The sequence below is a fragment of the Nocardiopsis deserti genome, from assembly GCF_008638355.1.
GTDB lineage: Bacteria > Actinomycetota > Actinomycetes > Streptosporangiales > Streptosporangiaceae > Nocardiopsis > Nocardiopsis alborubida.
Genome location: NZ_ML703347.1, coordinates 517,572 through 542,597 on the forward strand (window position 1 = coordinate 517,572; position 25,026 = coordinate 542,597).

Sequence of the window (25,026 nt, forward strand, 5' to 3'; positions counted from 1 at the left end):
GGGTCTGACCGCTACACACCAAGCAACACGTAAAGGAATGCGCGAAGAAGATGGGCATTCGTAAGTACAAGCCGACGACGCCGGGTCGTCGCGGCTCCAGCGTGAGCGACTTCGTCGAGATCACGCGCTCGGAGCCCGAGAAGTCCCTGGTGCGTCCGCTCCACTCCAAGGGCGGTCGCAACGGCCACGGCCGGATCACCGCCCGTCACCAGGGTGGTGGCCACAAGCGCGCCTACCGCGTGATCGACTTCCGTCGTCACGACAAGGACGGCGTGCCGGCCAAGGTCGCCCACATCGAGTACGACCCGAACCGCACCGCGCGCATCGCGCTGCTCCACTACGTGGACGGCGAGAAGCGCTACATCCTGGCTCCGGCCGGCCTCAAGCAGGGCGACCGGGTCGAGAACGGTCCGCAGTCCGACATCAAGCCCGGCAACTGCCTCCCGCTGCGCAACATCCCCACGGGTACGTTCGTGCACGCGGTCGAGCTGAAGCCGGGTGGCGGCGCCAAGCTGGGCCGCTCCGCGGGCTCGCAGATCCAGCTCCTGGCCAAGGAGGGCAAGTACGCCACGCTGCGTATGCCCTCCGGCGAGATGCGCATGGTGGAGATCACCTGCCGCGCGACCGTCGGCCAGGTGGGCAACGCCGAGCAGTCCAACATCAACTGGGGCAAGGCCGGCCGCTCCCGCTGGAAGGGCAAGCGCCCGACCGTCCGTGGTGTCGTGATGAACCCGGTCGACCACCCCCACGGTGGTGGCGAGGGCAAGACCTCCGGTGGCCGTCACCCGGTCAGCCCCTGGGGTAAGAAGGAAGGCCGGACCCGGGCCAAGAACAAGGCCAGCGACAAGCTCATCGTGCGGCGTCGGCGTAGCGGTAAGAAGAAGCGGTAAGGAGCACGTCTGATGCCACGTAGCCTTAAGAAGGGTCCCTTCGTCGACGACCACCTCATCAAGAAGGTGGAGTCGCAGAACGAGAAGGGGACCAAGAACGTCATCAAGACGTGGTCCCGGCGGTCCATGATCGTTCCGGAGATGATCGGTCACACGATCGCCGTCCACGACGGCCGCAAGCACGTCCCCGTGTTCGTGTCCGAGTCGATGGTCGGCCACAAGCTCGGTGAGTTCGCTCCCACGCGTACTTTCCGCAGCCACGTCAAGGAAGACCGCCGTAGCCGCCGTTAGCGGTTGCAGCAGGAGAAAGAACCATTTCTCCACGGTGAGTGGAGATGAATTTCCGTGAGCGAGGGAAAAGCGATGGGAACGAGGGCACAGGCACGGTTCGTCCGTGTTACGCCCCGAAAGGCCCGCCGGGTGGTGGACCTTATTCGCGGGTTGCCCGCTGACGAGGCACAGGCGGTGCTCCGGTTCGCGCCCCAGTCGGCGAGCGAGCCCGTTGGCAAGGTACTGGCTAGTGCCATCGCCAACGCCGAGCACAACGACAAGCTGGACCGCGGGACGCTGGTGGTCGAACGCGCGTGGGTGGACGAGGGTCCGACCCTGAAGCGCATTCGCCCTCGAGGCTTCGGCCGCGCCTTCCGGGTGACCAAGCGCACGAGCCACATCACCGTGGTCGTCGCTGAGCGCTCGGGCGCCTCGTCCAAGACGAAGGAAAGGACCCGATAGTGGGGCAGAAGGTAAACCCGCACGGGTTCCGCCTCGGCATCACCACCGACTTCAAGAGCCGTTGGTACGCCGACAAGTCCTACAAGGACTACGTCAAGGAAGACGTCGCGATCCGTCGGATGCTGACCCGTGGCATGGAGCGCGCGGGTATCTCCAAGGTGGAGATCGAGCGCACCCGTGACCGCGTCCGCGTGGACGTCTACACCGCCCGGCCGGGCATCGTCATCGGCCGCCGCGGCGTTGAGGCCGACCGCATCCGGACGGACCTGGAGAAGCTGACCGGCAAGCAGGTCCAGCTGAACGTCTTCGAGGTCAAGAACCCCGAGATCGACGCGCAGCTCGTCGCCCAGGGCGTCGCCGAGCAGCTGAGCAGCCGCGTGGCCTTCCGCCGCGCGATGCGCAAGGCCATGCAGACCGCGATGAAGAGCGGTGCCAAGGGCATCCGCATCCAGTGCGGTGGCCGTCTGGGCGGGGCCGAGATGTCGCGGTCGGAGTTCTACCGCGAGGGTCGTGTGCCGCTGCACACGCTGCGCGCCGACATCGACTACGGCTTCTTCGAGGCCCGTACGACCTTCGGCCGCATCGGTGTGAAGGTCTGGATCTACAAGGGTGACGCGCCCGCCACCCGCGCCGAGCGCGAGGCGGCCCAGGCCGCGCAGCGCTCCGCCGGCGGCGGTGGCGGTGGCGGCGGTCAGCGCCGCGAGCGCCCCCAGCGTCGTCGCCGCGGTGGCGCCGGTGGCGGTCAGCCGCAGAACGCCGAGGCCAAGGCCCCGGCTGAGTCCGCGAAGTCCGAGGGGAGCTGACCAGTGCTTATTCCTCGTAAGGTCAAGTACCGCAAGCAGCACCACCCGGATCTGCGCGGCAAGGCCAAGGGCGGCACGACGGTCACTTTCGGCGAGTTCGGCATCCAGGCCCTGGAGTCGGCCTACGTGACGAACCGTCAGATCGAGTCCGCTCGTATCGCCATGACGCGTCACATCAAGCGTGGCGGCAAGGTGTGGATCAACATCTTCCCGGACCGCCCGCTGACCAAGAAGCCCGCCGAGGTCCGCATGGGTTCCGGTAAGGGCTCCCCGGAGTGGTGGGTCGCGCCGGTCAAGCCCGGTCGCGTGATGTTCGAGCTGTCGGGCGTGCCCGAGGCCATCGCCAAGGAGGCGATGCGCCGTGCGATGCACAAGCTCCCGATGAAGTGCAAGTTCGTTACGCGGGAGGGGGAGTGATGGCCAAGTCCGTGACTGCCCATGAGCTCCGTGACCAGTCCGTCGAGGACCTGGTCGCCAAGCTCAAGGAAGCCAAGGAAGAGCTGTTCAACCTCCGCTTCCAGGCCGCCACCGGCCAGCTCGACAACCACAGCCGACTGCGTACCGTCAAGCGCGAGATCGCCCGGATCTACACGATCCTGCGTGAGCACGAGCTGGGTATCGCCCCGCTGTCTGGTGAGTCGGCGCAGGAGAAGGAAGCAGCCGAATGAGTGAGAACCAGACCGCGACCCGCAACTACCGCAAGGTGCGCGAGGGCTACGTCGTCAGCGACAAGATGGACAAGACCGTCGTCGTCGAGGTCGAGGACCGCATCACGCACGCCAGGTACGGCAAGGTCATCCGTCGCACGTCCAAGTACAAGGCGCACGACGAGGCGAACTCCTGTGGTGTGGGCGACCTGGTCCGACTGATGGAGACCAGGCCGCTCTCCGCGACGAAGCGTTGGCGCGTCGTGGAGATCCTGGAGAAGGCTAAGTAACCCCAGCCTGTCGGCGGCCGACACCCGTGTCGGCCGCCGATCCCAGGGGTGAGACCACCTAGCCGTGCGGCAGTGGACCGCACGCATCACATCAGGAGCAGACGTGATTCAGCAGGAGTCGCGACTCAAGGTCGCCGACAACACGGGTGCCAAGGAGATCCTCACCATCCGTGTTCTCGGTGGCTCGGGTCGGCGCTACGCCGGGATCGGCGACACCATCGTCGCCACGGTGAAGGACGCCCTGCCTGGCGCTGGAGTCAAGAAGGGCGACGTCGTCAAGGCCGTTGTCGTGCGCACCGTCAAGGAGCGCCGCCGGCCCGACGGCTCCTACATCCGCTTCGATGAGAACGCTGCCGTGCTCATCAAGGACGGTGGGGACCCGCGAGGCACCCGCATCTTCGGCCCGGTCGGCCGCGAGCTGCGTGACAAGAAGTACATGCGCATCATTTCGCTGGCGCCGGAGGTGCTCTAAGCGATGAAGATCAAATCTGGCGACGAGGTCATCGTTCTCGCCGGCAAGAACCGGGGTGCCACCGGCAAGGTCGTCAAGGCCCTGCCGAAGGAAGACCGTGTCGTTGTCGAGGGCGTCAACCTGGTCAAGAAGCACAGGAAGGCCAACCCGGCGGGCGGCCAGCAGGGCGAGGTCGTCACCAAGGAGGCCCCCATCCACGTGAGCAACGTCGCGCTCGTGGAGGACGGCAAGGCCACCCGGGTCGGCTACCGCTTCGAGGAAGACGGAACCAAGGTTCGCGTCTCCCGCCGCACCGGTAAGGACATCTGATGACGGTTACCAACGACATCACCGCCCCTCCGATGCCGCGGCTCAAGGAGAAGTACCGGAACGAGATCGTCGCTGCCCTCAAGGAGGAGCACGACATCGCCAACATCATGCAGGTCCCCGGTCTGACGAAGATCGTGGTCAACATGGGTGTGGGCGAGGCGGCTCGTGACGCGAAGCTGATCCAGGGCGCGGTCGCCGACCTGTCGGCGATCACCGGCCAGAAGCCGCGGATCAACCGGGCCAAGAACTCCATCGCGCAGTTCAAGCTGCGCGAGGGTCAGCCGATCGGCGCCAGCGTCACGCTGCGCGGCGACCGGATGTGGGAGTTCCTCGACCGGCTGCTCTCCCTGGCCCTGCCCCGTATCCGGGACTTCCGTGGCCTTTCCCCGAAGCAGTTCGACGGGAACGGCAACTACACCTTCGGGCTGACCGAGCAGGTCATGTTCCACGAGGTGGACCCGGACAAGGTCGACCGGCAGCGTGGGATGGACATCACGGTCGTCACCACCGCCACGAGCGACGAACAGGGCCGCAGCCTGCTCAAGCGGCTCGGTTTCCCGTTCAAGGAAGCCTGAGGGGTAAGCACACATGGCCAAGAAGTCGCTGATCGCGAAGTCGCAGCGGAAGCCGAAGTTCGCCGTTCGCGCGTATACTCGATGCTCGCGGTGCGGCCGCCCGCGCGCCGTCTTCCGGAAGTTCGGCCTGTGCCGTATCTGCTTCCGTGAGATGGCCCACCGGGGCGAGCTGCCCGGTATCACCAAGTCGAGCTGGTAGTTTCCGGCGGGGCCGACCGGTCGCTCTCCCCTGAGCGCACGGAGTCGGCCCCCCGAAGCGCCATCCTCGGCGCGCACAGCGTCCGTGACCGCACGATGCGGCACGGTCCGGCAACATCCAACCACCAGGGCACGGCAGTCCCGAAGGGGACCGCGGTGCCCACGACCACGCCGTAGGTCCGTTTGTGCATCTTCGCGGGAGTACCCGCGCAAGGGCAGGCTCTGGGAAAGCCCGCACTCGGAAACCGCGGTGAGGAAGGGCCAGTCGGCCATGACGATGACCGACCCGATCGCAGACATGCTCACGCGTCTGCGCAACGCGAATTCGGCTTACCACGACACCGTGGGAATGCCGTATTCCAAGATCAAGGCGCACATCGCCGAGATCCTCCAGCAGGAGGGCTTCATTCAGGGCTGGCGGACCGAGGAGGCCCCCGTGGGCCAGAACCTCGTCCTGGACCTGAAGTACGGCCCCACCCGGGAGCGTTCCATCGCGGGCATCCGCCGGGTCTCCAAGCCCGGTCTGCGGGTGTACGCCAAGAAGGAGAACCTGCCGCGGGTGCTGGGTGGCCTCGGCGTGGCGATCATTTCGACGTCCGGTGGCCTGATGACCGAAAAGCAGGCCAAGAAGCGTGGCGTGGGCGGCGAAGTCCTCGCCTACGTCTGGTAACAGGGAGAGATTGAAGCATGTCGCGAATCGGTCGACTGCCGCTCTCGGTCCCCAAGGGCGTCGAAGTCACGATTAACGGGCAGGACGTCACCGTCAAGGGTCCGAAGGGCGAGCTGAAGCACACCGTCGCCGAGCCGATCACCGTGGCCCTCGAAGACGGGGTTGTCACGGTGGCTCGTCCGGACGACAAGCCGGAGAACCGCTCGCTGCACGGTCTTACCCGTGCACTCATCGCCAACCTCGTCGAGGGCGTGGCCAAGGGTTACACCAAGACGCTGGAGATCCACGGTGTGGGTTACCGCGTCCAGGCCCGCGGCTCCAACCTGGAGTTCTCGCTGGGCTACAGCCACCCCGTCGTGGTCGAGCCCCCCACGGGTATCACCTTCCGCGTGGAGAAGCCGACCATCCTCCACGTCGAGGGCATCGACAAGCAGTTGGTGGGCCAGGTCGCCGCGAACATCCGCGGTCTGCGCAAGCCTGACCCGTACAAGGCCAAGGGCGTGCGGTACCAGGGTGAGCACATCCGCCGCAAGGCCGGAAAGGCTGGTAAGTAGGCATGGGTAGCACCGTGAGCCGCAAGCGGACCACCAAGCGCGCCACCTCCCGTGCGCGCCGCCAGTTCCGCGTCCGCAAGAAGGTCGTGGGTACCGCCGAGCGTCCGCGCCTGGCCGTGTTCCGCTCCTCCAAGCACATCGTCGCGCAGGTCATCGACGACACCAGGGGTCACACCCTGGCCGCCGCCTCCAGCGTCGAGGCCGATCTGCGCGCCGACGAGGGCACCAAGTCCGACAAGTCCGTCAAGGTCGGTCAGCTCATCGCCGAGCGCGCCAAGGCCGCCGGTGTCTCCTCGGTCGTCTTCGACCGCGGCGGCAACCAGTACGCCGGTCGTATCGCCAAGCTCGCCGACGCGGCGCGCGAGGGCGGGCTGGAGTTCTAGCGATGACCTCTGCAACGGCCAAGATCAACCACGAGAAGAGGAACCACTGATGGCTGCAGCACCGCGGCGCGGCGCCGGTGGCGAGCGGCGTGATCGCCGTGACGATCGCCGCGGCGGCGCCGCAGACAAGGGTGTCTCCTACATCGAGAAGGTCGTGACCATCAACCGGGTCGCGAAGGTCGTCAAGGGCGGCCGTCGCTTCTCCTTCACCGCCCTGGTCGTCGTCGGTGACGGCAACGGCATGGTCGGTGTCGGTTACGGCAAGGCCAAGGAGGTCCCGGCCGCGATCGCCAAGGGTGTCGAGGAGGCGAAGAAGAACTTCTTCCGCGTCCCCCGCATCCAGGGCACGATCGTGCACCGGGTCCAGGGCGAGGACGCGGCCGGCGTCGTCCTGCTCCGTCCGGCCGCTCCGGGTACCGGCGTCATCGCCGGTGGCCCCGTGCGCGCCGTGCTGGAGTGCGCCGGCATCCACGACGTGCTGAGCAAGTCGCTCGGCTCGTCCAACCCGCTGAACATCGTGCACGCCACCGTGGCGGCTCTGAAGGGCATCAACCAGCCCGAGGAGATCGCCGCCCGCCGTGGCCTGCCGATCGAGGACGTCGCCCCGGCTGCCATGCTGCGTGCTCGCGCTGAGGCGAAGGCAGGAGCCTGACCATGGCCAAGCTCAAGATCACGCAGACCCGCTCCAAGATCGGCGGCAAGGTGAAGCAGCACGCTGCTCTCCAGTCGCTGGGCCTGGGCCGGATCGGCAAGTCCACCGTCCGTGAGGACCGCCCTGAGGTTCGCGGGCAGATCACGATCGTCGCGCACCTCGTCTCTGTCGAGGAGGTTGCCGAATGAGCGACTACAACCCCGACGAGCTGCTCAAGCTGCACCACCTGCGTCCCGCCCCGGGCTCCAACAAGGCCAAGATCCGCAAGGGTCGTGGCGAGGCGTCCAAGGGCAAGACCGCCGGTCGCGGCACCAAGGGCACGAAGGCTCGTAACACCGTCCGCCCCGGCTTCGAGGGCGGGCAGATGCCCCTCATCCGTCGGGTGCCCAAGCTCAAGGGCTTCAGCAACGCCCGGTTCAAGACGACCTACCAGGTCGTCAACCTGGACCGGCTGAGCGAGCTCTACCCCGAGGGTGGCGAGGTCACCGTCGAGAGCCTGGTCGCCAAGGGCGCGGTTCGCAAGAACCAGCTCGTCAAGGTGCTGGGTACGGGTGAGATCTCCGTCGCCGTGCAGGTGAGCGCGCACGCGTTCTCCTCCTCGGCGAAGGAGAGGATCTCCGCCGCCGGTGGCTCGACCACCGAGTTGTAGGGGGCTTCCCCGCGATGAGCGACTGGGGGCGTTCGCCCGGCAGGTCAAGGACCGGCTGGCGGACGCCCCCACGCGTTGTGAGCGGTGATCGTTATGTCTCACGAACTCAACTGCCGAGTGATCACTGTTACAGTGCCATCTGTTTGAGTTCACCGCTTGACGTACTGTGAATACTTCCGAGCAACGGGCGACCGCCCGGAGCTGACGTTCTACGACGATTCAGGATCGGCCGCGATGTCTGGAACCCGTTCCGCCGCCGAAGCTGCGCAGGAGGAGACGTGCTAGGTGCGTTCGTTCGTGCATTCCGCACGCCCGACCTGCGCAACAAGCTGCTGTTCACACTGTTCATCCTGACGATCTTCCGTCTGGGCTCTGTGATCCCGGCGCCGGGTATCAACTCCGCGGCGATCAGGGACCAGATGGAGGCGATCACCTCCTCCGACCAGTCCGGTGTGTACGCGCTCGTCAACCTGTTCAGCGGCGGTGCCCTGCTGCAACTGGCGGTGTTCGCGCTCGGGGTCATGCCGTACATCACCGCGAGCATCATCATCAACCTGCTCACGGTGGTGATCCCCCGTCTGGAGGCCCTCAAGAAGGAGGGCCAGTCCGGGCAGAGCAAGATCACCCAGTACACCCGTTACCTGACGCTCATGCTCGGTGTCCTCCAGGCCACCAGCATCGTCGCCATGGCCCGGACGGGCGCCCTGTTCCAGGGGGCCATCCCGGTCAGCTCCTACATGCCCAACCAGGACATCCTGACCCTGGTGACCATCGTGTTCACGATGACCGCCGGTACCGCCATCATCATGTGGTTCGGCGAGCTCATCACCGAGCGCGGCGTGGGCAACGGCATGTCGCTGCTGATCTTCACCCAGGTCATCGCGATGTTCCCCTCCTCCATGATCGCGCTGTTCCAGGAGCGCTCGGTCTGGGTCTTCGCCCTCATCTGCATCGCCGGCCTGGTGCTCATCACCGCGGTGGTCTTCATGGAGCAGGCCCAGCGCCGCATCCCGGTGCAGTACGCCAAGCGCATGGTCGGCCGCCGCATGTACGGCGGCAGCTCGACCTACATCCCGTTGAAGGTGAACCAGGCGGGCATCATCCCCGTGATCTTCGCCTCCTCGCTGCTGTACCTGCCGCAGCTGCTCGTGGGCCTCATGGGACAGGACTCCACCCATCCCGTGGCGACCTTCGTGCAGGACTACTTCCTCACCGGCACCCACCCCGTGTACATGGCGACGTTCTTCGTCATGATCATCGGCTTCGCGTTCTTCTACGTGGCGATTACCTTCAACCCCGCTGAGGTCGCCGACAACATGAAGAAGTACGGTGGGTTCATCCCGGGTATCCGACCAGGGCGTCCGACCGCCGAGTACCTCGACTACGTGTTGACGAGGCTGACGACCCCCGGATCCCTGTACCTGGGTGTGATCGCTCTCCTGCCGATGGTCGCCCTCGGCGCCACCGGCGCAAGCGCGAACTTCCCCTTCGGAGGAACGAGCATCCTGATCATGGTCGGTGTCGGGCTGGACACGGTGAAGCAGATCGAGAGTCACCTCCAGCAGAGGAACTACGAAGGTTTTCTGCGATAAATGCGAGCAGTATTGGTGGGGCCGCCTGGGGCCGGCAAGGGCACCCAGGCCCAGATCCTCGCGTCCGAACTGTCGATCCCGAAGGTGTCCACGGGCGACATCTTCCGGGCCAACGTCAGCGGTAAGACCGACCTCGGCCAGAAGGCCAAGGAGTACATGGACCGCGGTGACCTCGTCCCCGACGAGGTCACGAACGCCATGGTCAAGGACCGGCTGGCGCAGGACGACGCCGCGGCGGGCTTCCTGCTCGACGGCTTCCCGCGCAACGTCCCGCAGGCCGAGACGCTCGAGGGCATGCTGTCCGACCTCGACACCCGCCTGGACGTCGTCCTGGAGCTGAGGGTGGACGAGGACGAGGTGGTCAAGCGCCTGTCGGGACGCCGTTCGTGCCCCGAGTGCGGCCGGGTGTACCACGTGGAGTACGACGCCCCCGAGACCGCGGGCAGGTGCGACAACGAGGGCGCCGAGCTGTACCAGCGCGAGGACGACCGCGAGGAGACCATCAGGCACCGCCTCAAGGTCTACCGTGAGCAGACCGCTCCGCTGGTGGAGTTCTACGAGGCCCGGGGCCTGCTGGCCACCATCGCCGCGACGGGGACCGTGGACGAGGTGACGGCCCGCGCCAAGGCCGCCATCGAGAAGGTCGGGGCCGGCTCCTGATGTTTCGCAACACCGATCCGGACGTGCAGATCAAGACTCCGGAGCAGATCGCCAAGATGAGGGCGGCGGGCCAGGTCGTGGCCCGCGCCCTGGACACCCTCCGGGCCGCGGTGCGGCCCGGGGTGTCGACCCTGGAGCTGGACTCCCTCGCGGAGAAGGTCATCCGCGACGCGGGCGCCGTCCCCTCCTTCAAGGGCTACCACGGCTTCCCGGGCTCCATCTGCGCCTCGGTGAACGAGGAGGTCGTCCACGGCATCCCCAGCGCCCAGCGGGTGCTGGCCGAGGGCGACATCATCTCCGTCGACTGCGGGGCCATCCTGGAGGGTTGGCACGGCGACTCGGCGATCACCGTCGCGGTCGGCGAGGGCCGCCCCGAGGACCTGCGCATGATGGAGGTCTGCGAGGAGTCCATGTGGCAGGGGATCGCCGAGCTGCGTCCGGGCAGGCGCCTGGGCGACATCGGCCACGCGATCGGCGGCCACATCTCCCGCAACGGCGGCTACGGCAACGTCCGCGAGTACGGCGGCCACGGCATCGGCACCGAGATGCACATGGACCCGCACGTGCTCAACTACGGCAAGCGCGGCAAGGGCATGAGGCTGGTCGAGGGCATGTGCCTGGCGATCGAGCCGATGACCACCCTGGGCCGCCACGACGTGGTGCAGCTCGACGACGGCTGGACCGTGGTGACGCGCGACGGCGGGCGCGCCGCGCACTTCGAGCACACGGTCGCGGTGACCGCGGACGGACCCGTCGTGCTGACCGCGCGCGAGTCCAACCGCGATAAAATCACCGACATGGGGTTCGTCCAGCCAACCTGGTAGGGGTTTCGTCCCGCGCGGAGCGCGGGGCCGCTTCCGGGTGAAGATGCGAGGTGCGCACAGTGTCCGACCCGGTGCCGTCGATGCGAACGTCCGACGCGGAACGCGACCGCGTCGCCCAGCTCCTCCAGGAGCACTTCGCCCAGGGGCGACTGGACCACGAGGAGTTCACCGACCGCCTCGGCCGCGTCTACAAGGCCAGGACCACGGGTGAGCTCGCCACGGTCACCCACGACCTCCCCGAGCGCGACCTCGCCGACATCCGCGGGGCCGCATCCCGGGACGAGGAGTTCGGGGTGACCCCCCGGATCAGCATGCGCGATCCGGCGCTGATGGTGCCGTGGGCCCTCTACGGCGGGGTCAACATCCTGTGCTTCGTCATCTGGCTGATCCTGTTCCTCACCACCGACTACGACTACCCGTGGTTCCTGTGGGTCATGGGGCCGTGGGGCATCGTGATGGGTATCGTGACCGTGGGGGTCCTGGCCGGGCAGAAGCACCACACCGACGGCGACGGGACGCCCTAGACTTTTGGGCCTCCGCTTCGGTCCGTGTTCGGGCGCCCTTCGACGAGGGAACCTTCGGTGCCTACGGTGCGGTCCTCCCACGGAAACCCGCCTCCGCCACCTCCAGAACCCCGTGGGCGCCCGAACCAACCCCCACAGCTGAGACCGGTTCGAAAAACAGACCCCAGGTCCGGGGTCCGTGCCAGCCCGCGTCCCGGTGCGGTGGCGTGCTCCGTTCGGCGGGCGGAAGTACTTGCCGGAAGGGGATAGACTGTCCTTGCCCATACGCGGGCTGTTGGGTCAGTCTGCCTTCTTTGCGCCACGTCCTCCAACCGACGTTCGCCTTTGCAGTTGGCCTGAACTTCCAGTGTCCCTCGGCGTCGGTGACGGCCATCCGCCGTTACCGGGGCCGTAGCGTCATGCGGGGCCACTGGGGTCGCGTCGGGTTGTCCTGATCAACCAAACGATGAGCGAGGCGTGGAAGGACATGGCCAAGAAAGACGGCGCCATCGAGATCGAGGGTTCCGTTGTCGAGTCCCTACCCAACGCTATGTTCAAGGTAGAGCTCGACAACGGGCACCAGGTCCTTGCCCACATCAGCGGCAAGATGCGGATGAACTACATCCGTATTCTCCCCGACGACCGTGTCGTCGTGGAGCTGAGCCCGTACGACCTCACGCGCGGGCGCATCGTTTACCGCTACAAGTAGCCCCTCACGGGCCTCGCGGCCCGGGAGAGTATGAGTTCGGAGTCACCATGAAGGTCAAGCCGAGCGTGAAGAAGATCTGCGCGAAGTGCCGCGTGATCCGCCGTAACGGCCGGATCATGGTCATTTGCTCGGACCCGCGGCACAAGCAGCGCCAGGGTTAGTCACCCCCGCTCCGCTCGCCGCGGCTTCACACACCGCGATCCGCCCGGCGGGTGCGTCAACACCGCACCGGGCGCACGACACAACATCAACCTGTTCCGACTCCCGCTGCCAGTGCGGCGCGGGAGGCACCCCCGGTCGGAGGCCGGGGCCTCGTCGATTGGGCGACGAGAGGGTGGAACGGGCCAGACCTCCGCATAGGGCAACTAGGAGTCTCGCCCACATGGCACGTATCGAAGGCGTTGACCTTCCCCGCGACAAGCGGGTGGAGATCGCTCTCACGTACATCTTCGGGATCGGGCGCACGCGCGCCCTGGAGACCCTGAAGAGCACCGGCGTCGACGGCAACACGCGCGTCTACGAGCTGTCCGAGGAAGACCTCGTCAAGCTGCGCGAGTGGATCGGCTCGAACTACCAGGTCGAGGGTGACCTGCGCCGTGAGGTGCAGGGCGACATCCGCCGCAAGATGGAGATCGGTAGCTACCAGGGCATCCGCCACCGCCGTGGACTCCCGGTCCGCGGTCAGCGCACGCAGACCAACGCGCGCACCCGCAAGGGCAAGAAGAAGACCGTGGCCGGTAAGAAGAAGGCCGGTAAGAAGTAGTCCGCTCGGACTGGACTGTAAGCACGCGTCCGGGAACGACAACGGACCGATGATCTCTGGGAGTTTCGCTCATGCCGCCTAAGGGCCGTCAGGGTGCCGCGCGCAAGGTGCGCCGCAAGGAAAAGAAGAACATTGTCCACGGGCACGCTCACATCAAGAGCACGTTCAACAACACGATCGTGAGCATCACCGACCCGACCGGTGCCGTGATCTCGTGGGCCAGCTCCGGCCAGGTGGGCTTCAAGGGTTCGCGCAAGTCGACCCCCTACGCCGCGCAGATGGCCGCCGAGGCCGCTGCCCGCCGCGCCCAGGAGCACGGCGTCCGCAAGGTGGACGTCTTCGTGAAGGGCCCGGGCTCGGGCCGGGAGACCGCCATCCGTTCGCTCCAGGCGACCGGGCTGGAGGTCGGCTCCATCCAGGACGTGACGCCGGTTCCGCACAACGGCTGCCGTCCGCCCAAGCGCCGCCGGGTCTGATCCCGCACCGGCGCCCGCGCACCTACCCGCGCGGGCGCCGCGCCTGGTTCCGCGCGCTCCCCTGTGGGGAGCCCGCGCGGACGGGGTAGGAATCCGAGTAGCGGACACCGAGGTGGTGTCCGCCGGGTGGCCGTCAAATAGCGGGCGGCCATGTGGAAGGGAAGACACGGACCATGTTGATCGCACAGCGTCCCACGCTCACCGAGGAAGTCGCCTCGGACCTGCGCTCGAAGTTCGTCATCGAGCCGCTGGAGCCGGGCTTCGGCTACACCATCGGCAACTCGCTTCGGCGCACGCTGCTGTCCTCCATCCCCGGCGCGGCTGTCACGAGCATCCGCATCGAGGGCGTCGAGCACGAGTTCACCACCGTGCCCGGTGTCAAGGAGGACGTCACCGAGATGATCCTCAACCTCAAGGGCCTGGTCGTCAGCTCCGAGCACGACGAGCCGGTGCTGATGTACCTGCGCAAGCAGGGCCCCGGTGTGGTGACCGCCGCGGACATCGCTCCGCCGGCCGGTGTCGAGGTGCACAACCCCGACCTGCACATCGCCACGCTCAACGGCAAGGGCAAGCTGGAGATGGAGCTGACGGTCGAGCGCGGCCGCGGCTACGTCTCGGCGACGCAGAACAAGCAGGCGGGACAGGAGATCGGCCGGATCCCGATCGACTCCATCTACTCCCCGGTCCTGCGTGTGACCTACAAGGTCGAGGCCACCCGTGTCGAGCAGCGCACCGACTTCGACCGCCTGATCGTCGACATCGAGACCAAGCCGGCCATCCGTCCCCGGGACGCGGTCGCCAGCGCGGGCAAGACCCTGGTCGAGCTGTTCGGTCTGGCGCGTGAGCTCAACGTCGACGCCGAGGGCATCGACATGGGCCCGTCGCCCACGGACGCCGCCCTGGCGGCGGACCTGGCGCTGCCGATCGAGGACCTCAACCTCACGGTCCGGTCCTACAACTGCCTCAAGCGTGAGGGCATCCACAGCGTCGGTGAGCTGGTTGCCCGCTCCGAGCAGGACCTGTTGGACATCCGCAACTTCGGTGCCAAGTCCATCGACGAGGTCAAGCAGAAGCTCGTCGACATGGGCCTGTCGCTGAAGGACTCCCCGCCCGGATTCGACCCCAGCTCGGCGGCCGACTCCTACAGCTCCGAGGACGACGAGGGCGAGTCCTTCGTCGAGACGGAGCAGTACTAACCGACCTTCGTCGCCCACATGGTCCCCGGCCGAGTGCGGCCGCGGACCGCATCACTAGGAGAACGACACCATGCCCACGCCTACCAAGGGCGCCCGTCTGGGTTCCGGGCCCGCTCACGAGCGGCACATCCTGGCGAACCTCGCCACCTCGCTGTTCCAGCACGGCCGCATCCGCACCACCGAGGCCAAGGCCAAGCGCCTGCGCCCGTACGCGGAGAAGCTGATCACCCTCGGCAAGCGCGGTGACCTGCACGCCCGTCGCCAGGTCCTGACCAAGATCACGGACAAGGCCGTCGTGCACGAGCTGTTCACCGAGATCGGCCCGCGCTACGAGAACCGTCCCGGTGGCTACACCCGGATCACCAAGATCGGTCCGCGCAAGGGCGACAACGCCCCGATGGCCGTGATCGAACTGGTCGAGGCGCTGAGCGCCCAGGCCGCCGCCCCGGCCGCCACGCCCGCGGCGGAGGAGCCCAAGGCCGAGGAGCCCAAGGCCGACGCGACCGCCACGGCGGACGAGGCTGAGGACCAGCCGGCGGAGGACACCACCTCCGACCAGACCGCCAAGGCCGACGAGACGGCCCAGGCGGAGGGCCCGGCTGACGACAAGTAGCGTGCGAGGCGCGGGCGCGCGAACGCGTCCCGCGCACGCACCGCTCGGCGAGTGCCCGATCCCCGCGGGGGTCGGGCACTCGTCTTTTTCGTGACGCGGAAGAGGGTCGGGTTATGGACGAGACTACGGTTCGGGTGCGGTTGGACGTGGCCTACGACGGCACGGACTTCTCCGGGTGGGCCGCGCAGCCGGGCCGGCGCACGGTGCAGGGCGAGCTGGAGGCGGCGCTGGCGCGGGTGCTGCGCCTGCCGGAGGTGTCGCTGACGTGCGCGGGGCGCACGGACGCCGGTGTGCACGCGCGGGGGCAGGTGGCGCAGGCCGACATCCCCGCGCGGACGTGGGAGAGCGAGGGGGAGCGCGTGCTCCGGCGCCTGGCCGGGGTGCTGCCCAGGGACGTGCGGGTGCGCGGGGCGCGGCTGGCGCCGTCCGGATTCGACGCCCGGTTCTCGCCGCTGTTCCGGCGGTACCTGTACCGGGTGAGCGACGCCCCCTACGGGGTGGACCCGCTGCTGCGGCGGGACGTGCTGTGGCACCGCAGCCCGCTGGACGCCGACCGGATGAACGCGGCGGCGGAGCGCCTGGTGGGCGAGCACGACTTCGCGGCGTTCTGCAAGAAGCGCGAGGGCGCGACGACCATCCGGGAGCTGCTGCGCCTGGAGTGGACCCGGGTGGACGAGTACCTGCTGCACGGGACGATCCAGGCGGACGCGTTCTGCCACAACATGGTGCGCGCGCTCGTGGGCGCGCTCCTGGCGGTGGGCGACGGGCGCAGGGACGCGGACTGGCCGGGCAGGGTGCTCGGCGCCGGTACGCGGGACTCGTCGGTGCACGTGGTGGGGCCGCAGGGGCTCAGTCTGGAGGAGGTGCGCTACCCGGCCGACGAGGAGCTGGCCGTGCGCGCCTCGGCGACCCGCCGCGTGCGGGAGCTGCCCTGCCGGGGCCACTCGGCCTGAGGGGACCGGTGGCTCCCGCCTGAGGGGGCAGGCCCGAGGCGGCCGGTGGCTCCGGGAACGCGGGCAGCACGGGGCGGCGGGGTGGGAACCCCCCTTACCAGGCCAGAGTCGCGCCGGGCTCCGGGGAAGCGCGGAAACGTGCCTGTGGACAAGGGGGAGGGGCACCCGTTCGCCGGATGCCCCTCGCGGTCGTCCGCGACCGCTCAGCCGCGGTTGTCGCTGAGGCTGGTGTGGGCCTCCTGGAGGAAGCCCTCGCTGATGGCGCGCAGCTCGGTGGCGGACTCGCTCCCGCCGCCCTCCTCGGTGCCGTCGCTGTTGGCCGCCAGGGAGAAGAGCAGGTAACGGCCCCACTGGCCGCTGCTGCCGTGGCCGCCGGAGTGGCCCAGGCGCTCGGCGGGGCTGCCCTCCTCGCCGGGCAGACCGGCGAACCACTGCGTGGCCACGAGGTCCTGGGCCTCCATCGCGGTGGCCGCCTCCTCGCCGGTGGGCATGGCGGCGACGCCGACGGTCACGGCGTGGCCCTCGTCCTCGCTGAGGTAGGAGGCGCGCACCATCTGGCGGCACTCGTTGTCGGCGAGCACCTGGCCGTAGTCGCCGTGGGCCCCGGCGGCGCAGTCCTCGGTGTCCTCGAAGGCCACGCGGGTGAACGTGCCCTGGCCCTCGACCTCCATGCTCCCGGGGAAGAGGGCCTCCGCGTCGAGCGCGCCCGGGTCGTCGGCCTCGTCGGCGACGGTCGCGGCGTTCGCGCCGCCCGAGCCCATGCTGGTGGCGAGGAAGAACGTCCCGCCGCCCGCGAGGACCAGCAGCACGGCGAAACCGGCGATCATCATGATCCGGCGCTTGCGGGCGCGCGCGTCAGCACCGCCGTCGCCGTCGCCGTACTGGTCGTAGTCGTCGTAGTCGTCGTAGTCGTTGACCCCCTGGGCGTCGAACTGCGCGGTGTCCACACCGGCGTCGTCGGGGACCTCGTCCCGGAACAGGGGGCGGCCGCCGGGAGAGGGGGGAACGGCGCTGATGTGCTGCGTGGCGCCCATCGCGTCCGGGGGGAACACGGGCTCCTCCCGGACGGGCGCCGGGGGTGCGGCGGCGGGGGGCTGGAGCGGTGCCTGGTAGGCCTGCTGGGCGTTCGGGGGCGCCGACCCGGGAGGCATGCCCGGGGGAGGGCCGACGGGCGCTCCGGGGTACCCGGGGGCGCCGGGACGGCCCTGCGGCACGCCCTGCGCGCCGGGAGGAAGCCCGTGGGCGGGGCCCTGGGGTCCGGGCCGGTGCCCGGTGAGCCCGGGGGCGTGCGGCGGCACGGGGGCGCCGGGCGGGAGAGCCCCGGGAGGAAGGGGCTGCCCCGGCTGACCGGGCTGGCCCGGGGCGGCGTTCTGCCCGGGGGGCACGTGCGGGCCCGAAGTCTGCCCCATGCCCGGGTGGCCGCCGGTGGGTGCCTGGTGTCCGGGGTGGCCGGGGCCCTGGTGTGACGGGTGGCCGCCCGTGGGCGCCTGGTGCGGGGGGCGCCCGCCTGTGGGCGCCTGCATCGGTGCCTGGCCTCCGGTGGGGGCCCCGTGCGGTGGGAACTGACCGCCGGTGCCCTGCGGCGGCTGCCCCGGACGCAGGGGGGCCTGGCCGCCGGTGGGCGCGGCCACCGGGCCACCGGGGAAGCCGGGCACGCCCTGGGGCTGCCCGCCCTGGCCGTAGCGCGGGTTCTGCGGGCCGTTCGGGGGCTGGGGCGGAGCCTGAGTGCCGCTCGGTCCGCTCTGGCCTCCAGGGAGGTCCTGGCGGGCGCCGCCGGGGTAGCCCTGCGGCGGGCCGACCTGGTCGTACGGCGGGGTCTGGGGGTCGCTGGGCTGCGCGGGGGAGGAGTGGTGCTGCGGGTACGGGGGATACTGGTCGGGCGGGGGCGCGGCATGTGTCTGCTGTGGCCCCGATGTGGGATGCTGGCCCTCGGTGTGGGAGGGCCCTGACCCGAGCAGGTCCTGGCCGTCACCGGCCTCCGGTCCGACGGGTCGCCCGTCGGGACCGTACTGTGGCTGGTTCGGATGGGTACTGATGGGAGTCTCCGAAGGCTCTGGGGGTGGGACTGGGCCGCGGTCCACCGGCACGTGTGCCTGGGCCGCGCGGTGCCGTCCGTTCCGGGTTCCCGTGGTGCCGGCGACCGTGACGGGCATCTCCAAGGTCGCGTCGGTGCCCGTCATCACGGGAGCAGACCGGCCTTTCGGTGCAAGCGTAACCAACGCGGGGGCGGGAACAGGACGAAGCACTCCCGGCAACGGGCATAATAAAAGACGGAGAGGTCACGGATGTGACCCCGTGCCGGTGTTTTCCCCGCCGAGCGCGGTCCGGCCGGTCCGCCCCGCCGCTGGCTTTGACCTGCGCGGCGGTGGCCAGGTAGGATATTCCGTCGTTGTGCGTTGAGTTGCCGTGGGCCCCGACCACCGGGCGCCGATCCACGCACCATCGTCTGCGCACTCACCATTCGGAGAGTCCTGTGACATGGCACGGGATATCCGGCCAGACGCCCCCGCAACCGCGGGTGTGTATACGAGTCCCCCATCCCCGCACGGGATGGGGCAGCCGACTGAAGAGCGAAGGCAAACGATCGTGCGCACATACAGCCCCAAACCAAACGATGTCCAGCGTCAGTGGCACGTTGTCGACGCTACCGATCTCGTGCTCGGGCGTATGGCGAGCCAGGTTGCCACGCTGCTTCGGGGCAAGCACAAGCCGTACTACGCGCCCCACATCGACACCGGCGACTTCGTGATCGTCGTGAACGCCGACAAGGTCGCCCTGACCGGCAAGAAGCTGGAGCAGAAGCGCGCCTACCGGCACTCCGGCTACCCGGGCGGCCTGCGCTCCGTCTCCTACGCCGACCTGCTGGAGAAGAACCCCGAGCGGGCCATCGAGAAGGCCATCAAGGGCATGCTCCCCAAGGGCTCCCTGGGCCGTCAGATGGCCAAGAAGCTCAAGGTGTACGCCGGTCCGGAGCACCCGCACCAGGCCCAGCAGCCGGTTGCGTTCGAAATCACCAAGATCGAGCAGCCCGCCTAGGCGTTCGCAGACTTTTACAGAGAGCACGAGGAGAACCGTGGTCGAGCCCACCGGCATCGAAGACGTCGAGCAGGAGTACGTGGAGAACCCGGAGGAGTTCCCCTCCGAGTACACCAGCGAGTCCGACGAGAACGCCGCCGCCTACGTCCCCACCGCGTCCGGCCCCAGCGCCGGCACCGGCCGTCGCAAGCAGGCCATCGCCCGCGTCCGCATCACGCCCGGCTCGGGCGAGTGGAAGGTCAACGGCAAGTCGCTTGAGGCGTACTTCCCGGACAAGGTCCACCAGCAGACCATCAAGGATCCGTTCGTCTCCCTCGGGTTCGACGGCGCCTACGACGTCTTCGCCCGTCTCGACGGCGGCGGCACCAGCGGCCAGGCCGGCGCCCTGCGTCACGGCATCGCCCGTGCGCTGGCGTCCCTGGACCCGGAGAACAACCGCCCGACCCTCAAGAAGGCCGGTTTCCTGACCCGCGACTCCCGTGAGGTGGAGCGCAAGAAGGCCGGTCTCAAGAAGGCGCGCAAGGCTCCCCAGTTCTCCAAGCGCTAGTGCTCATGCGCCGGCAACCGCTCGGCTGAGCTTCGGCCCGTACGTCGTTCCCGTCACCGGGGGCGGCGTACGGGCCTTCGGTTTTCCCGGTGGCTTGTCTGGGCCACCCTCGCTACTCCACCGGCGCCGCGATTCGGCGCCGTCTTCGAAAGGGGCTGTCCTCCTGTGGCTCGGCTGTTCGGAACAGATGGTGTACGCGGTGTCGCCGGTCGGGACCTGACCGCCGCCCTCGCGCTGGAGCTGTCCGTCGCGGCGGCGCGGGTGCTGACCCGCGGCGGCGACGGGGCGCGGCCCAAGGCCGTGGTGGGCCGGGATCCGCGCGCCTCCGGCGAGTTCCTCGAGGCCGCCGTCGTCGCGGGCCTGGCCAGCACCGGTGTGGACGTGGTGCGCGTGGGCGTGCTGCCCACCCCGGCCGTGGCCTACCTGACCGGCGCGCTCGGCGCCGACTTCGGCGTGATGCTCTCCGCCAGCCACAACCCGGCTCCCGACAACGGCATCAAGTTCTTCGCGCGGGGCGGCCAGAAGCTGGAGGACGCCCTGGAGGAGGAGATCGAGGGCATGCTCGGCGTGCCCTCCACCCCCGCCGTGGGCGACCTCGTCGGCCGGGTCACCGACGCCCACGACGGTGCCGAGCGCTACGTCGAGCACGTGCTGGCCTCGGTGCCCCACAGCCTCAAGGGCCTCAAGGTCGTGGTGGACTGCGCCAACGGCGCCTCCGCCCTGGTCGCGCCCGAGGCGCTGCGCCGCGCGGGCGCGGAGGTCGTGGCGATCGGCGACCAGCCGGACGGCCACAACATCAACGAGGGGTGCGGCTCCACCCACCTGGAGACGCTCCAGGAGGCGGTCCGCCTGCACGGCGCGGACGCCGGTATCGCCAACGACGGCGACGCCGACCGCTGCCTGGCCGTGGACGCCGAGGGCCGGGTGGTGGACGGCGACCAGATCCTGGCGATCCTGGCCACCGAGGCCAAGGACGCGGGCAAGCTCGCCCAGGACACGCTCGTGGTCACGGTCATGTCCAACCTGGGCCTGAAGCTGGCGATGGAGCGGGAGGGCATCACCGTGGCGGAGACCGCGGTGGGCGACCGCTACGTGCTGGAGGAGATGAAGCGCGGCGGGTTCGGCCTGGGCGGCGAGCAGTCGGGGCACGTGATCCTGCTGGAGCACGCCACCACCGGCGACGGTGTCCTGACCGGCCTGCACCTCATGGCCGCGATGGCCCACCGCGAGCAGGGCCTGGCGGAACTGGCCAAGGTGATGACCCGCCTGCCGCAGGTGCTCGTCAACGTGCCCGACGTGGACAAGGCCCGCGCCAAGGACTCCGCGGAGCTCGCGGCGGCCGTGCGCGCGGCCGAGGAGGAACTGGGCGAGACCGGCCGGGTGCTGATCCGGCCGAGTGGAACCGAGCCCAAGGTCAGGGTCATGGTCGAGGCGCCGGAGCAGGAGCAGGCCACCGCGGTGGCCGAGCGGCTCGCCGCCGTGGTGCGCTCCGTGCTCGGCTGAAGGAGCCCCTTCCACGCGCACCCGGGCACCGAGGCGGCCGGGTGCGCGTTCTCATGTGTGGCTGACCCGCGGAGTGCGGGTCCGAGGCGGTGGAGTTGGTCACGGTGGCGGACACGCGGTACGGGCACGCCCTGACGGTCGGGGTGGACATCGGCGGGACGAAGGTGGCCGCCGGTGTGGTGACGCCCGGCGGGCGCATCCTGGCCCGGCTGCGCACGGAGACCCCCGAGCGCAGCAAGAGCCCGGCGGTCGTGGAGGACACGATCGTCTCGGTGGTGCGCGAGCTGCGCCGGGAGTTCCGGGTGCGCGCCGTGGGCGTGGGCGCCGCCGGTTTCGTCGACGAGCGGCGGGCCAACGTGCTGTTCGCCCCGCACCTGTCCTGGCGCAGGGAGCCGCTGCGCGACGCCCTCGCGCTGCGGCTGGGGCTGCCCGTGGTGGTGGAGAACGACGCGAACGCCTCCGCCTGGGCCGAGGTGCGGGCCGGGGCGGGCCGGGGCGTGGACAACGTCGTGGTGGTCAACCTGGGCACGGGCATCGGCGGCGCGGTCGTGCTCGAAGGGAGCCTGCACCGGGGCCGGTACGGGCTGGCCGGGGAGTTCGGGCACATGACGGTGGTGCCGGGCGGGCACCGCTGCGAGTGCGGGAACCGGGGCTGCTGGGAGCAGTACGCCAGCGGCAACGCGCTGACCCGGGAGGCGCGGGAGCTGGTGGCCTCGCAGTCGCCGGTGGCGGAGGCCCTGCACCAGGCGGTGGGCGGCGACGCCGCCCAGATCACCGGGCCGCTGGTCAGCGAGCTGGCGCGCAAGGGCGACCGCGCGTGCGTGGAGCTGATGCGGGAGGCGGGGGGATGGCTGGGCTCGGGCCTGGCCAACCTGGCCGCGGCGTTCGACCCGGAGCTGTTCATCGTGGGCGGCGGCGTGTCCGAGGCGGGGGAGCTGCTGCTGGAGCCCGCGAGGGAGGCGTTCGGACGCAACCTCACCGGGCGCGGATACCGCCCGGAGGCCCGGGTGGCGGCGGCCGAGCTGGGTAACGAGGCGGGCCTCATCGGCGCCGCGGACCTGGCCAGAGAGGGGCTGCCCCGGTGGCACCAGCGGCGCCGACAGCGCCGCCTGGGGCGCTTCGGCAGGAGTTAGGGCCTGTGCCCCTGGTCGGGACGGGAGCGGCGGCACGCGGCCGGAGCGGGCCGCGCGCCGCGTTGCGCGGGACCTAGCGGGACAGCGCCCTCACGTCGATGTCGATCGGGAACGGGAGTTCCAGTTTGAGGCGTTCCCGAGCGACGGTGACAGGGATGTAGCGGGGCTCCTTCGTGCCGTCCAACTCATAGACGTAGACGGCGGGTCCGTTCTCCTCGTGCTCGATCCGCCAGAAATGCGGGATGCCCGCCTGCGCGTACTTGAGCGGCTTGGTGGAGCGATCCCGGTCCTGGGACTCCTTGGACACGATCTCCACAGTGATGAGTACGTCCTCGGGAGGGACGTGGGTGGCCTGGTACCAGCCGAAGTGCTCCTCGGCCCCCTCCTCGAACTCGTAGACGACGAGATCGGGCTCCGGGCGTTGGCGCTTGCCGAGCTTCATGGTCATTTCCGAGAGGACGTCGACGTTGGGAGGCGCCGCTTCCTCCAGACGGGCCGCGAGGCGGATCATGACCTTGGCGTGGAATCGGGTCTGGGGGGAAAGCAAGACGAGGGCTCCGTCGATGAGTTCCATCCGGGGCGCTCCCGGGGGGAGGTTGTCCATGTCGTCGGCGGTCCAGCCGCCGGGCGGGGGCATGAACCAGTCGGGGAGCGGCTCAGCGGTCATCGAAGCCTCCGGGGTCGATTCCTGAGCCCATGTTAATGCGGTCGTCATCGCCATGACAGGACCGTGGCGCTCCGTGACGACGGTGCGCGCAAGTTCCGCGAAGAACCTCGGATTTCGGACGAAAGGCCTGTTCGGAAGGGCTGCCCACAATTAACCGAACCCGGTTCTAGTGCGGAGGTCGCATCCTCTGTAGAGTGCCGCCATGGATCTCAACGCAATCTCCGCCCTCGTCTCGGGCGGCGCGAGTGGCCTGGGCGAGGCCACCGCAAGGGAGCTCGCCTCCGCGGGCGCGACCGTCGTCGTCGCCGACCTCAACGCCGAGCGCGGGGAGGCGGTCGCCAAGGAGATCGGCGGTGTCTTCGTGCGCACCGACGTCTCCCAGGAGGACCAGGTCAAGGCCGCGGTCCAGGCCGCCGTCGACACCGGCAAGCCCTTCCGGGTGGCCGTGTCCTGCGCGGGCATCGGCTGGGCGACCCGCACCGTCGACCGCCACGGCAACCCCCACGACCTGGACAGCTACCAGAAGGTCATCCAGGTCAACCTCATCGGCACCTTCAACGTGCTGCGCCTGGCCGCGGCAGAGATCGCGAAGACGGAGCCGGTCAACGAGGACGGCGAGCGCGGCTCCATCGTCAACACCGCCTCCCTCGCGGGCATCGAGGGTCAGATCGGCCAGATCGCCTACTCCTCCTCCAAGGGCGGCGTCATCGGCATGACCCTTCCGGCCGCCCGCGACCTCGCGGCCGTCGGCATCACGGTCAACACGATCGCCCCCGGCATCCTGGAGACGCCCATCTACGGCGAGGGCGAGGGCGCCGAGGAGTTCAAGCAGCGCCTGGCCGCGCCGGTGCCCTTCCCCAAGCGCCTGGGCACCGCCGAGGAGTTCGGCAGGCTCGCCCGGGCCCTGCTGGAGATCAGCTACGTCAACGGCGAGGTCGTCCGCATCGACGGCGCGCTGCGCATGCCGCCGAAGTAGGGGGGACACCGTGTCCGACGAGGTTCTCTACACCGCCGAGGACGGCGTCGCCGTCATCACCATCAACCGGCCCCAGGCCAGGAACGCGGTCAACGCCGCGGTCGCCGCCCGCGTCGCCGAGGCACTCGACGACCTGGACGCGCGAAGGGACCTGAGCGTCGGCATCATCACCGGCGCGGGCGGCACCTTCTGCGCCGGGATGGACCTCAAGGCCTTCATGCGGGGCGAGGTCCCGCTGGTGGAGGGGCGCGGGTTCGGCGGCTTCGCCGAGCGGCCGCCGCGCAAGCCGCTGATCGCCGCCGTGGAGGGGTACGCCCTCGCGGGCGGGTTCGAGGCCGTGCTGGCCTGCGACCTGGTCGTGGCCGCGGAGGACGCCAGGTTCGGCATCCCCGAGGTCAAGCGCGGCCTGGTCGCCGGTGCGGGCGGCCTGCTGCGCCTCCAGCACCGCATCCCGCGCAACATCGCGATGGAGTTCGCCCTGACCGGCGACTTCGTCGAGGCCCCGCGCCTGGCCGAGCTCGGGCTGGTCAACCGGGTCACCGCCAGCGGCGGGGCCCTGACGGGCGCCCGCGAGCTGGCGGCCCGCATCACCGCCAACGGTCCGCTGGCGGTGCGGGTGTCCAAGGAGGTCATCACCTCCTCCGGCGACTGGTCCACCGAGCGGATGTGGGAGAAGCAGAACGAGCTGACGGGTCCGGTGTTCGTCAGCCAGGACGCGATGGAGGGCGCGGCGGCCTTCGCCGAGAAGCGAGCCCCCGTGTGGAGGGGCGAGTAGACCCCGGACGGGGCGAGCAGGCCCCGGACGCCGTGCGGCGGTCCTCCCCGTGGGGGGAGGGCCGCCGCAGGTGTCTCCGGCGGAGGAGCGGCGGTCGGCACCGCGATGTCCAGGATTCCGAAGCCATGGGTTAGCCTAGGGTTTACTTTGCCCACCTTGTCATGACTTGTCAGTTGTTGTGCATCTGTGAACTGGCAGGCAGACAGCCTGATCCCCCATCACTCACCCAGCGGTAACGGGTTCGCGTCACCACAACCTGCGCTGTGAGACGGGCGT

38 protein-coding genes are annotated in these 25,026 nt (G+C 69.3%); 36 read left to right on the forward strand and 2 right to left on the reverse strand.

The window, feature by feature from the left end:
• Nucleotides 1–50 precede the first annotated feature (50 nt).
• The 28 genes from rplB (at nucleotide 51) to truA (ending at nucleotide 16,113) form a co-directional block, all read left to right on the forward strand.
• On the forward strand, nucleotides 51–890 hold the full coding sequence (rplB, locus tag FYW99_RS02345; RefSeq protein WP_013156114.1) for a 50S ribosomal protein L2: 840 nt from the start codon (nucleotides 51–53) through the stop codon (nucleotides 888–890).
• Nucleotides 891–902: 12 nt separating this feature from the next.
• On the forward strand, nucleotides 903–1,181 hold the full coding sequence (gene rpsS / locus FYW99_RS02350; protein ID WP_013156115.1) for a 30S ribosomal protein S19: 279 nt from the start codon (nucleotides 903–905) through the stop codon (nucleotides 1,179–1,181).
• A 72-nt stretch (nucleotides 1,182–1,253) separates the two neighbouring features.
• Nucleotides 1,254–1,622, forward strand: coding sequence for a 50S ribosomal protein L22 (gene rplV, locus FYW99_RS02355; protein ID WP_013156116.1), 369 nt, complete (start codon nucleotides 1,254–1,256; stop codon nucleotides 1,620–1,622).
• Nucleotides 1,622–2,425 carry a 30S ribosomal protein S3 gene (rpsC, locus tag FYW99_RS02360; protein ID WP_150249555.1) on the forward strand — a complete coding sequence of 268 codons (804 nt, stop codon included), beginning with the start codon at nucleotides 1,622–1,624 and terminating at the stop codon, nucleotides 2,423–2,425. The genes rplV and rpsC overlap by 1 nt, the downstream gene beginning before the upstream one ends.
• 3 nt (nucleotides 2,426–2,428) lie before the next feature.
• A complete protein-coding gene (gene rplP / locus FYW99_RS02365; RefSeq protein ID WP_013156118.1) occupies nucleotides 2,429–2,842 on the forward strand; it encodes a 50S ribosomal protein L16 in 414 nt (137 codons plus the stop codon).
• Complete coding sequence (rpmC, locus tag FYW99_RS02370) at nucleotides 2,842–3,093, forward strand: 50S ribosomal protein L29 (protein ID WP_013156119.1); 252 nt, start codon at nucleotides 2,842–2,844, stop codon at nucleotides 3,091–3,093. The genes rplP and rpmC overlap by 1 nt, the downstream gene beginning before the upstream one ends.
• Complete coding sequence (gene rpsQ, locus FYW99_RS02375) at nucleotides 3,090–3,362, forward strand: 30S ribosomal protein S17 (RefSeq protein WP_013156120.1); 273 nt, start codon at nucleotides 3,090–3,092, stop codon at nucleotides 3,360–3,362. Before rpmC ends, rpsQ begins: the two co-directional genes overlap by 4 nt.
• 103 nt (nucleotides 3,363–3,465) lie before the next feature.
• Nucleotides 3,466–3,834 (forward strand): 50S ribosomal protein L14, encoded by a 369-nt coding sequence (rplN, locus tag FYW99_RS02380; RefSeq protein ID WP_013156121.1) that lies wholly within the window; start codon nucleotides 3,466–3,468, stop codon nucleotides 3,832–3,834.
• Nucleotides 3,835–3,837: 3 nt separating this feature from the next.
• Nucleotides 3,838–4,143 (forward strand): 50S ribosomal protein L24, encoded by a 306-nt coding sequence (gene rplX, locus FYW99_RS02385; protein ID WP_013156122.1) that lies wholly within the window; start codon nucleotides 3,838–3,840, stop codon nucleotides 4,141–4,143.
• Nucleotides 4,143–4,718 (forward strand): 50S ribosomal protein L5, encoded by a 576-nt coding sequence (gene rplE / locus FYW99_RS02390; protein ID WP_017567306.1) that lies wholly within the window; start codon nucleotides 4,143–4,145, stop codon nucleotides 4,716–4,718. The genes rplX and rplE overlap by 1 nt, the downstream gene beginning before the upstream one ends.
• A 13-nt stretch (nucleotides 4,719–4,731) precedes the next feature.
• Nucleotides 4,732–4,917 carry a type Z 30S ribosomal protein S14 gene (locus FYW99_RS02395; RefSeq protein WP_017567307.1) on the forward strand — a complete coding sequence of 62 codons (186 nt, stop codon included), beginning with the start codon at nucleotides 4,732–4,734 and terminating at the stop codon, nucleotides 4,915–4,917.
• A gap of 270 nt (nucleotides 4,918–5,187) precedes the next feature.
• Complete coding sequence (gene rpsH, locus FYW99_RS02400; RefSeq protein WP_026115214.1) at nucleotides 5,188–5,586, forward strand: 30S ribosomal protein S8; 399 nt, start codon at nucleotides 5,188–5,190, stop codon at nucleotides 5,584–5,586.
• 17 nt (nucleotides 5,587–5,603) lie between these two features.
• On the forward strand, nucleotides 5,604–6,140 hold the full coding sequence (gene rplF / locus FYW99_RS02405; protein WP_150249558.1) for a 50S ribosomal protein L6: 537 nt from the start codon (nucleotides 5,604–5,606) through the stop codon (nucleotides 6,138–6,140).
• A gap of 2 nt (nucleotides 6,141–6,142) precedes the next feature.
• Nucleotides 6,143–6,523 carry a 50S ribosomal protein L18 gene (rplR, locus tag FYW99_RS02410; RefSeq protein WP_150249562.1) on the forward strand — a complete coding sequence of 127 codons (381 nt, stop codon included), beginning with the start codon at nucleotides 6,143–6,145 and terminating at the stop codon, nucleotides 6,521–6,523.
• A 49-nt stretch (nucleotides 6,524–6,572) separates the two neighbouring features.
• Nucleotides 6,573–7,175 carry a 30S ribosomal protein S5 gene (rpsE, locus tag FYW99_RS02415; RefSeq protein ID WP_013156128.1) on the forward strand — a complete coding sequence of 201 codons (603 nt, stop codon included), beginning with the start codon at nucleotides 6,573–6,575 and terminating at the stop codon, nucleotides 7,173–7,175.
• A 2-nt stretch (nucleotides 7,176–7,177) separates the two neighbouring features.
• Nucleotides 7,178–7,363 carry a 50S ribosomal protein L30 gene (gene rpmD / locus FYW99_RS02420; protein ID WP_013156129.1) on the forward strand — a complete coding sequence of 62 codons (186 nt, stop codon included), beginning with the start codon at nucleotides 7,178–7,180 and terminating at the stop codon, nucleotides 7,361–7,363.
• Nucleotides 7,360–7,824, forward strand: coding sequence for a 50S ribosomal protein L15 (gene rplO, locus FYW99_RS02425; RefSeq protein ID WP_150249565.1), 465 nt, complete (start codon nucleotides 7,360–7,362; stop codon nucleotides 7,822–7,824). The genes rpmD and rplO overlap by 4 nt, the downstream gene beginning before the upstream one ends.
• Nucleotides 7,825–8,102: 278 nt before the next feature.
• Nucleotides 8,103–9,416, forward strand: a complete 1,314-nt coding sequence (gene secY / locus FYW99_RS02430) for a preprotein translocase subunit SecY (RefSeq protein ID WP_150249568.1) — start codon at nucleotides 8,103–8,105, stop codon at nucleotides 9,414–9,416.
• Nucleotides 9,417–10,076 (forward strand): adenylate kinase, encoded by a 660-nt coding sequence (locus FYW99_RS02435; RefSeq protein WP_190394513.1) that lies wholly within the window; start codon nucleotides 9,417–9,419, stop codon nucleotides 10,074–10,076.
• Complete coding sequence (gene map, locus FYW99_RS02440) at nucleotides 10,076–10,900, forward strand: type I methionyl aminopeptidase (protein WP_150249571.1); 825 nt, start codon at nucleotides 10,076–10,078, stop codon at nucleotides 10,898–10,900. The genes FYW99_RS02435 and map overlap by 1 nt, the downstream gene beginning before the upstream one ends.
• Nucleotides 10,901–10,959: 59 nt before the next feature.
• Nucleotides 10,960–11,424 carry a DUF1707 domain-containing protein gene (locus tag FYW99_RS02445; RefSeq protein WP_150249878.1) on the forward strand — a complete coding sequence of 155 codons (465 nt, stop codon included), beginning with the start codon at nucleotides 10,960–10,962 and terminating at the stop codon, nucleotides 11,422–11,424.
• A 466-nt stretch (nucleotides 11,425–11,890) separates the two neighbouring features.
• Nucleotides 11,891–12,112, forward strand: a complete 222-nt coding sequence (infA, locus tag FYW99_RS02450; RefSeq protein WP_013156135.1) for a translation initiation factor IF-1 — start codon at nucleotides 11,891–11,893, stop codon at nucleotides 12,110–12,112.
• A 47-nt stretch (nucleotides 12,113–12,159) separates the two neighbouring features.
• Nucleotides 12,160–12,273 carry a 50S ribosomal protein L36 gene (gene rpmJ, locus FYW99_RS02455; RefSeq protein WP_013156136.1) on the forward strand — a complete coding sequence of 38 codons (114 nt, stop codon included), beginning with the start codon at nucleotides 12,160–12,162 and terminating at the stop codon, nucleotides 12,271–12,273.
• Nucleotides 12,274–12,494: 221 nt separating this feature from the next.
• The gene (gene rpsM, locus FYW99_RS02460; protein WP_047869971.1) at nucleotides 12,495–12,875 is read left to right on the forward strand and encodes a 30S ribosomal protein S13; all 381 of its coding nucleotides are present in this window, start codon (nucleotides 12,495–12,497) and stop codon (nucleotides 12,873–12,875) included.
• A 71-nt stretch (nucleotides 12,876–12,946) separates the two neighbouring features.
• On the forward strand, nucleotides 12,947–13,351 hold the full coding sequence (gene rpsK, locus FYW99_RS02465; protein ID WP_013156138.1) for a 30S ribosomal protein S11: 405 nt from the start codon (nucleotides 12,947–12,949) through the stop codon (nucleotides 13,349–13,351).
• 173 nt (nucleotides 13,352–13,524) lie between these two features.
• Entirely contained in the window at nucleotides 13,525–14,547 is a 1,023-nt protein-coding gene (locus FYW99_RS02470; protein ID WP_061079605.1) for a DNA-directed RNA polymerase subunit alpha, read from the forward strand.
• A 70-nt stretch (nucleotides 14,548–14,617) separates the two neighbouring features.
• Complete coding sequence (gene rplQ / locus FYW99_RS02475; protein WP_150249575.1) at nucleotides 14,618–15,160, forward strand: 50S ribosomal protein L17; 543 nt, start codon at nucleotides 14,618–14,620, stop codon at nucleotides 15,158–15,160.
• 113 nt (nucleotides 15,161–15,273) lie between these two features.
• A complete protein-coding gene (gene truA, locus FYW99_RS02480; protein WP_150249578.1) occupies nucleotides 15,274–16,113 on the forward strand; it encodes a tRNA pseudouridine(38-40) synthase TruA in 840 nt (279 codons plus the stop codon).
• 203 nt (nucleotides 16,114–16,316) lie between these two features.
• Here truA and FYW99_RS02485 read toward each other — a convergent pair whose 3' ends face one another.
• A complete protein-coding gene (locus FYW99_RS02485) occupies nucleotides 16,317–17,264 on the reverse strand; it encodes a hypothetical protein (RefSeq protein ID WP_150249581.1) in 948 nt (315 codons plus the stop codon).
• Between the two features lie 87 nt (nucleotides 17,265–17,351).
• Here FYW99_RS02485 and FYW99_RS02490 point away from each other — a divergent pair, with 87 nt between their 5' ends.
• From FYW99_RS02490 to FYW99_RS02515, 6 genes are all read left to right on the forward strand, one after another.
• Complete coding sequence (locus FYW99_RS02490) at nucleotides 17,352–17,579, forward strand: hypothetical protein (protein ID WP_150249584.1); 228 nt, start codon at nucleotides 17,352–17,354, stop codon at nucleotides 17,577–17,579.
• Nucleotides 17,580–17,663: 84 nt separating this feature from the next.
• Nucleotides 17,664–18,062: a hypothetical protein gene (locus FYW99_RS31650; RefSeq protein WP_190394514.1), complete on the forward strand. Its 399-nt coding sequence runs from the start codon at nucleotides 17,664–17,666 to the stop codon at nucleotides 18,060–18,062.
• Between the two features lie 637 nt (nucleotides 18,063–18,699).
• Nucleotides 18,700–19,149 (forward strand): 50S ribosomal protein L13, encoded by a 450-nt coding sequence (gene rplM / locus FYW99_RS02500; RefSeq protein WP_017567322.1) that lies wholly within the window; start codon nucleotides 18,700–18,702, stop codon nucleotides 19,147–19,149.
• A 37-nt stretch (nucleotides 19,150–19,186) separates the two neighbouring features.
• Nucleotides 19,187–19,696, forward strand: a complete 510-nt coding sequence (rpsI, locus tag FYW99_RS02505) for a 30S ribosomal protein S9 (protein ID WP_150249587.1) — start codon at nucleotides 19,187–19,189, stop codon at nucleotides 19,694–19,696.
• 165 nt (nucleotides 19,697–19,861) lie between these two features.
• A complete protein-coding gene (gene glmM, locus FYW99_RS02510; RefSeq protein ID WP_150249590.1) occupies nucleotides 19,862–21,199 on the forward strand; it encodes a phosphoglucosamine mutase in 1,338 nt (445 codons plus the stop codon).
• Nucleotides 21,200–21,303: 104 nt separating this feature from the next.
• Nucleotides 21,304–22,332, forward strand: a complete 1,029-nt coding sequence (locus FYW99_RS02515; RefSeq protein WP_150249594.1) for an ROK family glucokinase — start codon at nucleotides 21,304–21,306, stop codon at nucleotides 22,330–22,332.
• Between the two features lie 73 nt (nucleotides 22,333–22,405).
• On the opposite strand, the gene FYW99_RS02520 is transcribed toward FYW99_RS02515, so the two are convergent.
• Nucleotides 22,406–22,999: a Uma2 family endonuclease gene (locus FYW99_RS02520; RefSeq protein WP_150249881.1), complete on the reverse strand. Its 594-nt coding sequence runs from the start codon at nucleotides 22,997–22,999 to the stop codon at nucleotides 22,406–22,408.
• Between the two features lie 202 nt (nucleotides 23,000–23,201).
• Between FYW99_RS02520 and FYW99_RS02525 the strand changes: the two genes are divergently transcribed.
• Together FYW99_RS02525 and FYW99_RS02530 are read left to right on the forward strand one after the other, a co-directional pair.
• Complete coding sequence (locus FYW99_RS02525; RefSeq protein ID WP_061079616.1) at nucleotides 23,202–23,975, forward strand: SDR family NAD(P)-dependent oxidoreductase; 774 nt, start codon at nucleotides 23,202–23,204, stop codon at nucleotides 23,973–23,975.
• A 10-nt stretch (nucleotides 23,976–23,985) separates the two neighbouring features.
• Nucleotides 23,986–24,750, forward strand: coding sequence for a crotonase/enoyl-CoA hydratase family protein (locus FYW99_RS02530; RefSeq protein WP_150249598.1), 765 nt, complete (start codon nucleotides 23,986–23,988; stop codon nucleotides 24,748–24,750).
• Nucleotides 24,751–25,026 lie beyond the last annotated feature (276 nt).

Excerpts from the sequence above, each read along its gene's own strand:
- rplE (WP_017567306.1), top strand. The coding sequence starts at position 4,143 with ATGACGGTTACCAACGACATCACCGCCCCTCCGATGCCGCGGCTCAAG.
- rpsH (WP_026115214.1), top strand. The coding sequence starts at position 5,188 with ATGACGATGACCGACCCGATCGCAGACATGCTCACGCGTCTGCGCAAC.
- rpsS (WP_013156115.1), top strand. The coding sequence starts at position 903 with ATGCCACGTAGCCTTAAGAAGGGTCCCTTCGTCGACGACCACCTCATC.
- rpsE (WP_013156128.1), top strand. The coding sequence starts at position 6,573 with ATGGCTGCAGCACCGCGGCGCGGCGCCGGTGGCGAGCGGCGTGATCGC.
- rplQ (WP_150249575.1), top strand. The coding sequence starts at position 14,618 with ATGCCCACGCCTACCAAGGGCGCCCGTCTGGGTTCCGGGCCCGCTCAC.
- FYW99_RS02470 (WP_061079605.1), top strand. The coding sequence starts at position 13,525 with ATGTTGATCGCACAGCGTCCCACGCTCACCGAGGAAGTCGCCTCGGAC.
- rpmJ (WP_013156136.1), top strand. The coding sequence starts at position 12,160 with ATGAAGGTCAAGCCGAGCGTGAAGAAGATCTGCGCGAAGTGCCGCGTG.
- truA (WP_150249578.1), top strand. The coding sequence starts at position 15,274 with ATGGACGAGACTACGGTTCGGGTGCGGTTGGACGTGGCCTACGACGGC.
- rplO (WP_150249565.1), top strand. The coding sequence starts at position 7,360 with ATGAGCGACTACAACCCCGACGAGCTGCTCAAGCTGCACCACCTGCGT.
- rpsQ (WP_013156120.1), top strand. The coding sequence starts at position 3,090 with ATGAGTGAGAACCAGACCGCGACCCGCAACTACCGCAAGGTGCGCGAG.
- rplF (WP_150249558.1), top strand. The coding sequence starts at position 5,604 with ATGTCGCGAATCGGTCGACTGCCGCTCTCGGTCCCCAAGGGCGTCGAA.
- rpsM (WP_047869971.1), top strand. The coding sequence starts at position 12,495 with ATGGCACGTATCGAAGGCGTTGACCTTCCCCGCGACAAGCGGGTGGAG.
- rplB (WP_013156114.1), top strand. The coding sequence starts at position 51 with ATGGGCATTCGTAAGTACAAGCCGACGACGCCGGGTCGTCGCGGCTCC.
- rplV (WP_013156116.1), top strand. The coding sequence starts at position 1,254 with ATGGGAACGAGGGCACAGGCACGGTTCGTCCGTGTTACGCCCCGAAAG.
- rplR (WP_150249562.1), top strand. The coding sequence starts at position 6,143 with ATGGGTAGCACCGTGAGCCGCAAGCGGACCACCAAGCGCGCCACCTCC.
- infA (WP_013156135.1), top strand. The coding sequence starts at position 11,891 with ATGGCCAAGAAAGACGGCGCCATCGAGATCGAGGGTTCCGTTGTCGAG.
- rpmC (WP_013156119.1), top strand. The coding sequence starts at position 2,842 with ATGGCCAAGTCCGTGACTGCCCATGAGCTCCGTGACCAGTCCGTCGAG.
- FYW99_RS02435 (WP_190394513.1), top strand. The coding sequence starts at position 9,417 with ATGCGAGCAGTATTGGTGGGGCCGCCTGGGGCCGGCAAGGGCACCCAG.
- rpsK (WP_013156138.1), top strand. The coding sequence starts at position 12,947 with ATGCCGCCTAAGGGCCGTCAGGGTGCCGCGCGCAAGGTGCGCCGCAAG.
- FYW99_RS02520 (WP_150249881.1), bottom strand. The coding sequence starts at position 22,999 with ATGACCGCTGAGCCGCTCCCCGACTGGTTCATGCCCCCGCCCGGCGGC.
- FYW99_RS02525 (WP_061079616.1), top strand. The coding sequence starts at position 23,202 with ATGGATCTCAACGCAATCTCCGCCCTCGTCTCGGGCGGCGCGAGTGGC.
- map (WP_150249571.1), top strand. The coding sequence starts at position 10,076 with ATGTTTCGCAACACCGATCCGGACGTGCAGATCAAGACTCCGGAGCAG.
- FYW99_RS02395 (WP_017567307.1), top strand. The coding sequence starts at position 4,732 with ATGGCCAAGAAGTCGCTGATCGCGAAGTCGCAGCGGAAGCCGAAGTTC.
- rplX (WP_013156122.1), top strand. The coding sequence starts at position 3,838 with ATGAAGATCAAATCTGGCGACGAGGTCATCGTTCTCGCCGGCAAGAAC.
- rpmD (WP_013156129.1), top strand. The coding sequence starts at position 7,178 with ATGGCCAAGCTCAAGATCACGCAGACCCGCTCCAAGATCGGCGGCAAG.
- FYW99_RS02485 (WP_150249581.1), bottom strand. The coding sequence starts at position 17,264 with ATGCCTCCCGGGTCGGCGCCCCCGAACGCCCAGCAGGCCTACCAGGCA.